This window comes from Faecalibacterium sp. DFI.5.82 (genome assembly GCF_029076575.1).
In the GTDB taxonomy this organism is placed as follows: domain Bacteria; phylum Bacillota; class Clostridia; order Oscillospirales; family Ruminococcaceae; genus Faecalibacterium; species Faecalibacterium duncaniae.
Genome location: NZ_JARFIS010000318.1, coordinates 1 through 323, shown reverse-complemented (window position 1 = coordinate 323; position 323 = coordinate 1). Strand labels below are relative to the sequence as shown.

Here is a 323-nt window from a genome sequence, read left to right as displayed (position 1 = left end):
ACGCGGGCAACGCACTCGTCGTAGGTCTGTTCCGCATAGAAACGGAAGGTGTTGTGATCCCGCGTTCCCTGAATGAATACCTGATTTTCGTTGAGGCAGTGCGTTCCGTGCGGGCGGCAGAACCACATCAGCGTCTTGTCTTCGGGATTCCGGCTTTCGGCGGCGCGGCGGATGATGCGCTTGTCGATGTCGAAGTCTTCCTTGTAGCTGTCTACATGACTGTCCACGAGCGTCTGCAGCTCCGCAACGATGTCAACGTCTGTGTATTTCTTCATGCGTCTCCTTTCTCACAACTCCATGTCGTGCGTTTTGGATTTGACCGG

1 pseudogene is annotated in these 323 nt (G+C 55.1%); it reads right to left on the bottom strand.

Going from position 1 to position 323, the window contains the following annotated elements:
• Positions 1–275: pseudogene (locus tag P0G09_RS16795) on the bottom strand (DNA mismatch repair protein MutS); the annotation flags it as partial.
• Positions 276–323: the final 48 nt, after the last annotated feature.